We start from the raw sequence: 5,402 nt of genomic DNA, 5'->3' as shown, positions 1-5,402 counted from the left end.
CCGCCGGCACCACCGTTGCCGCCAGTGCCGGCGGGCTGGCTCGCCGAGGCGTCGCCCCCGGCCCCGCCATTGCCCGCTATACCAGCGTCGCCGCCGTGGCCGCCGGAGCCGCCATCAAGGTGCCCGCCGGTGCCCGAACCAGCGGCGTTACCACCGTTGCCGCCACCGCCGCCGATACTGCCCGGCACGCCTCCGCCCCGACCGCCGGTGCTGATGTCGGCGAGGGCAAAGTTGCCGTTACCGCCGTTACCGGCGCGGCCGCCCGCACCACCGGCGCCACCAGCACCGCCGTCGCCGGAGCCGGTGGCCTCACCGCCCTGACCGCCGTCACCGGCCTTACCGCCGCCGCCGCCTTCGCCTCCACTGGAGCCGAACGAAGCGGAGCCGGTTACGCCGTTCCCCGCATCGCCACCACTACCGAAGAGCAGTCCACCAGCGCCACCGGCACCCCCAGCGCCGCCATTACCGCCGTTACCGCCGTTACCGCCCGTACCGCCCGTAGCGCCCGCATCACCAATAAAACCGGCACCGCCTCTGCCACCGGCACCGCCGGTGCCGCCGGTGCTGAACACGAGACCGCTCGCGCCGCCTACTCCACCGGCCCCACCGATGCCACCGTCGAGGTGTGCGGCTGTGCCGTCACCACCTGCCCCGCCGTCACCACCATTGCCGCCGTTACCGAAGAAGAACCCGCCAGCACCACCAGCGCCGCCACTCCCGCCGCCGCCTCCGAACTGGCCGTCGCCGCCGTTGGTGCCGTTGCCGCCGTTGCCGAACAGGAACGCGGCGTTGCCGCCGACACCGGGGGTGCCATTGATCGGGCCTGAACCCTCGGCCGCGAAAGTAGTGACCGGCGAATGAGTGCCACCCGCTTCGGCGGACCCGGCGTTGCCGCCGTCGCCGAAGAACCATCCGGCGTTGCCGCCGCTGCCGCTGTAGCCGTACCCATTGCCGCCGTCGCCGAACAGCAACCCGGCGCTTCCACCGTCAGGGTTATCGACTGTTCCGTTCGCGCCGTCGCCGATCAGGTACTGCCCCGATACCGAGTTGACAAAGTTCGCGAACAGCTGGCCGTCTGAGCTGTTCATCCAGGTGTCGATGGAGGTGTGCAGCGGGGTGTAGAAGTACTCGCTGAACAGGACTGCACCGAAGATGGGGGCGTCGAGGTTCAGAAGTAGGGCGTCCCAGTTGTCCTGCAAGATCAGGGCGTCCCACGCCGCGCCGAGAGCTTCGGGGTCAGCCCACGTCGATGACTCGAACAATGACGCCACCGTGTCGATGACCACGTCACCCACGTCGGCCTGTGCGGTGGGCACGGTGGTCAGCGGCGTCATACCGAACGCCAGGAAAGCGCTGACAGCACTCCCAGCGCCAAGGGCACGATGCTGCATCCTGCTGTATCGACTCGACGAACGACGTTGTTCGGCAGTAGGGCGACCGGTCATGCACAGCTCCTTGCTGGGGAGTGAAAAACGAGGCCTATGGAGTCGACGGGACTCCCGACCTCGGCTCACAGTTTCATTAAAAATATCTGAAGATTTCATAATCGGCCAGTTGGCCTGCATTCCGGACTCAAGTTCACATAGCCAATCGTCGACGAGTCCGCCGACAAACCAATCCCGTTACCGGCGAACCCGTGATCGTTCACCAGGAGTCCGCTCAGGCATCAGCAATCGGCCGCCAGAGTGCGCTCTCCCCCGCTACCCAAGCTCAGCACCACCTGGTGGTGTACCGAGTCCCGGCGGTTAGACGGTGCCCCCCAAGGGAGCGGGTCTGCGGTGACCACGGTGGCCACTTCCCCGGCCTCACCACGGTTAGCTGATCCCTAAGATAATCACCGGCACAGCGCTCACTCGCGACCTCGTTTTACCTGGTCAGAGCACACCGCTAGCTAACCTAGAATGGTCAGTTCCTTGGGGAACCGAGTCAGCAGGTCCGGGGCCTGCCCGGCAGTATCAGCGACCACGAGCGTGTCCTCGATACGGACCCCGCCACGATCAGCCAGATAGACGCCGGGCTCTACGGTCACCACAGCACCGGCAAGCAGTGTACCGTCGGCCGCCGCATTGATTCCGGGCGCTTCGTGAATCCGCAACCCGACCCCGTGACCGAGGCCGTGGCCGAAGGTCTCGGCGTAGCCGGCCTCAGCGATCACGGTGCGCGCGGCCGCGTCGACCTCCCGCAGTTCCGCACCCGGTTGCAGCGCCTCGCGACCGGCCCGCTGCGCGGCCTGCACCACCTGGTAGATCTCCCGCTGCCAGTCCGCGGGCGGCCCCAGCACGAAGGTGCGGGTCATGTCGGAGTGGTAACCGGCCACCAGGGCGCCGAAGTCGATCTTGACGAAGTCACCGGCGGCCAGCACGGCGTCGGTGGGCCGATGATGCGGAATCGCCGAGTTGGGCCCCGTGGCCACGATCGTCTCGAACGACGCGGCGTCGGCGCCGTGGTCGAGCATCAGGGCTTCCAGTTCCCGGCGGACCTCGCGCTCGGTGCGCCCTGGCCGCAGGCCGCCGCGCTCCACCAGGTCGCTCAGGGCCGCGTCTGCGGCATCGCAAGCCAGCCGCAGCAGGGCCACTTCGCCGGCGTCTTTGACCTCGCGCAGCGCCTCCACGGTGTTCGAGGCCCGGACCAGCTCGACGGGACTGGCTCCGCCGGCCACCGCTGCCTCGGCCTGAAGGGCCGTCGACAGGGAGTCGAATCCGTCCACGGTCACCACGTGGGCCTCGAAGCCGACCCGAAGCGCCCCGGCCGCCGCGGCCTGGCTGAGGAGATGACGGGCCCCGGTGCGTTCGATCGCGACCTGCAGGTCGGGGGCCTGCCGGGCAGCCTGCGTGCGGTAGCGGCCATCGGTGGCCAATACCGGTGGCCGCCCGTCGGCGTAGACCAGCAGCGCCCCGGCCGACCCGGTGAATCCGGAGAGGTAACGCACGTTGATCAGGTCGGTGACCAGCATCGCGTCCAGGTCGGCGGCGCGGATCTCGGCACTAAGACGCGCCCGACGGGAGGAATGTGTCACGCGGTGTGACGGTACTCGCTACGCTGTGGCCCCATGAGCAAGTGGTTTCTGCGCGGGTTGGTCTTCGCTGCACTGATGGTCGTGGTCCGCCTCATCCAGGGGGTGCTGATCAACGCCTTCGAGGCGCAGGCGGGTCTGATCAGCCTGGTGTTGGTGATCTTGTTCGCGATCGGAGTGTTCATCTGGGGCCGTTCCGACGGCCGTGAGGACGCCAAGGCCACCGCCGACCCGGACCGGCGGGCGGACCTCGCGATGACCTGGCTCGGTGCCGGGCTGGTCGCCGGGCTGCTCAGCGGATTCGCCGCGTGGGTCATCGGCCAGTTCGACAAGGCGCTTTACATCAGCTCGTTCTTCAACGAGTTGACCAGCTTCGCGGCCTTTACCGCGCTGCTGGTGTTCGTGGTCGCAGTGGCCGCGGTGGCACTCGGGCGCCGCGCCATCGACAAGGAGTACGAGAAGCATCCGGAACGGCGCCCAGTCCCGGCCGCCGAGGCTGAGATCCAGCCGGCGACTGACGTGTTCGCCACCGTGGGCGCTCCCGCGGTAGCGGCCGAAGAGACTGGTGCCGTGCCGACCGAGGCTGCCGCGGCACCCGTGGCACCGGCGGCCGACGCGACCCTGGCCGGCCCCTCTGCCGGCTTCACCACCGAAGAGTTCCCGGCCGACGCCGACGCCACCACCGAGATCCCCGTGATCGAGGACGACGGCGGCATCGCGGCTCAGTCTGACGACGCGGCGTCCGACGACTCGGCGTCCGACGACGCGGCCGCCGAAGACTCGGCCTCCGACGACTCGACCAAGTAGCGCAGCGCCAGCAGGTATCCGCGCACCCCGAAGCCGACGATCACCCCGTTGGCGATCGGGCTCAGGTAGGAATGCCGCCGAAAGTCTTCGCGGGCATGCACATTGGAGATGTGCAGCTCAATGAGCGGGGCGGGCAGCTCGGCGCAGGCGTCACGCAGTGCCACCGAGGTATGAGTCAGGCCGCCGGCGTTGAGGATCACCGGTTCGGCGGCGTCGGCTGCGGAGTGAATCCACTCCAGCAGCTCGGCTTCGCTGTCGCTTTGGCGCACGACGACGTCGACACCGAGTTCGGCCGCTTCCCGCTCGATCAGCGCCTGCAAGTCCGCATAGCTGGTGCTGCCGTAGACGTCCGGCTCACGCCGGCCCAACCGCTGCAGGTTAGGGCCGTTGATGACGTTGATCCGGTTCATCGTCGCTCCAATCGGAATCGCCGTCCCACCTCGTCGTAAGCGGCCGCCAGCAGCATCGGGTCGGGCCCTTCCAGCCGGCCCGGCTTGGCCAGACCGTCGAGCACTACGAACCGCAACACACCGGCCCGAGTCTTCTTGTCCCCCATCATGTATTCCAGCAGCGCGGGGAGTGCGTCTTCGTAGTAGCTGACCGGCAACCCGAGCGACAGTAGGATCGAACGATGCCGGTCCGCGGTCGCGTCGTCGAGACGGCCGGTGATGCGGGCCAGTTCGGCGGCGAACACCAGGCCCACGGACACCGCGTCGCCGTGGCGCCATTGGTAGTGCTCCAGCGCCTCGATCGCGTGAGCCAAAGTATGTCCGTAGTTGAGGATTTCGCGCAGATCCGACTCTTTCTCGTCGGCGGCGACCACCTCGGCCTTGACGGTGATGGCACGCCTGATCAATTCGCCGAGCACCTGCCCCGCCGGATCCATCGCCGCCACCGGATCGGCCTCGATCAGATCCAGGATCACTGGATCGGCAATGAAGCCGGCCTTGACGATCTCCGGCATGCCCGCGACGATCTCGCGCTGCGGCAATGTCTCCAGGGTGGCCAGATCGACGACGACAGCGGCGGGTTGGTGGAACGCACCGACCAGATTCTTGCCGGCTTCGGTGTTGATGCCCGTCTTGCCGCCGACCGCGGCGTCCACCATGGCCAGCAGTGTGGTGGGCACGTGCACGATCGAAATGCCGCGCAACCAGGTCGCCGCGGCGAATCCCGAGACGTCGGTCGCAGCGCCGCCGCCGAGGCTGACCAGCGCGTCGCGGCGGTCCAGGCCGATGCGGCCCAGCACGTCCCAGATGAAGCCGAGTACCTGCAGCGACTTACCGTCCTCGGCGTCCGGGATCTCGATGCGATGTGCCTCGATCCCCTTGTCGGACAGGTATGTTCGGATGCCCTCCGCGGTCGCTTCCAACGTCGGCTGGTGCAGGATCGCGACCTTGTTGCGCCCGGCGAGCAACCCGGCGAGATCACCAAGCAGGCCTTTACCGATCACCACCGGATAGGGCGGGTCGGTGGCCACCGTCACGGTGATCGGCTCGGGAATGTCGGTCACTTGCGTCCTCCGGTTTGTCGTGCGGCCAGGGTGGCGGGGGTGGGCGGGGTAACCGGCGGGTCGGCCGGC

At 68.2% G+C, this 5,402-nt stretch carries 4 protein-coding genes and 1 pseudogene; 1 reads left to right on the top strand and 4 read right to left on the bottom strand.

Features of this window, described 5'->3' with window-relative positions; all coding sequences use genetic code 11:
* Positions 1 to 1,445, bottom strand: a pseudogene (locus tag BN4346_RS48160) (PGRS repeat-containing protein); the annotation flags it as partial.
* A 446-nt stretch (positions 1,446 to 1,891) separates the two neighbouring features.
* A complete protein-coding gene (locus BN4346_RS36280; RefSeq protein ID WP_067972875.1) occupies positions 1,892 to 3,016 on the bottom strand; it encodes a M24 family metallopeptidase in 1,125 nt (374 codons plus the stop codon).
* A gap of 33 nt (positions 3,017 to 3,049) precedes the next feature.
* Between BN4346_RS36280 and BN4346_RS48455 the strand changes: the two genes are divergently transcribed.
* The gene (locus BN4346_RS48455) at positions 3,050 to 3,820 is read left to right on the top strand and encodes a B-4DMT family transporter (protein ID WP_208863241.1); all 771 of its coding nucleotides are present in this window, start codon (positions 3,050 to 3,052) and stop codon (positions 3,818 to 3,820) included.
* Here BN4346_RS48455 and aroQ read toward each other — a convergent pair.
* Positions 3,736 to 4,230 carry a type II 3-dehydroquinate dehydratase gene (aroQ, locus tag BN4346_RS36270; protein WP_235653635.1) on the bottom strand — a complete coding sequence of 165 codons (495 nt, stop codon included), beginning with the start codon at positions 4,228 to 4,230 and terminating at the stop codon, positions 3,736 to 3,738. The genes BN4346_RS48455 and aroQ overlap by 85 nt on opposite strands.
* Entirely contained in the window at positions 4,227 to 5,324 is a 1,098-nt protein-coding gene (gene aroB, locus BN4346_RS36265) for a 3-dehydroquinate synthase (RefSeq protein ID WP_067972881.1), read from the bottom strand. Before aroB ends, aroQ begins: the two co-directional genes overlap by 4 nt.
* Positions 5,325 to 5,402 lie beyond the last annotated feature (78 nt).

The organism is Mycolicibacter icosiumassiliensis (assembly GCF_900078685.2).
In the GTDB taxonomy this organism is placed as follows: Bacteria; Actinomycetota; Actinomycetes; order Mycobacteriales; family Mycobacteriaceae; genus Mycobacterium; species Mycobacterium icosiumassiliensis.
Note: the sequence above shows the minus strand (reverse complement) of the source record. Positions and strands in the feature narration are given on the sequence as shown.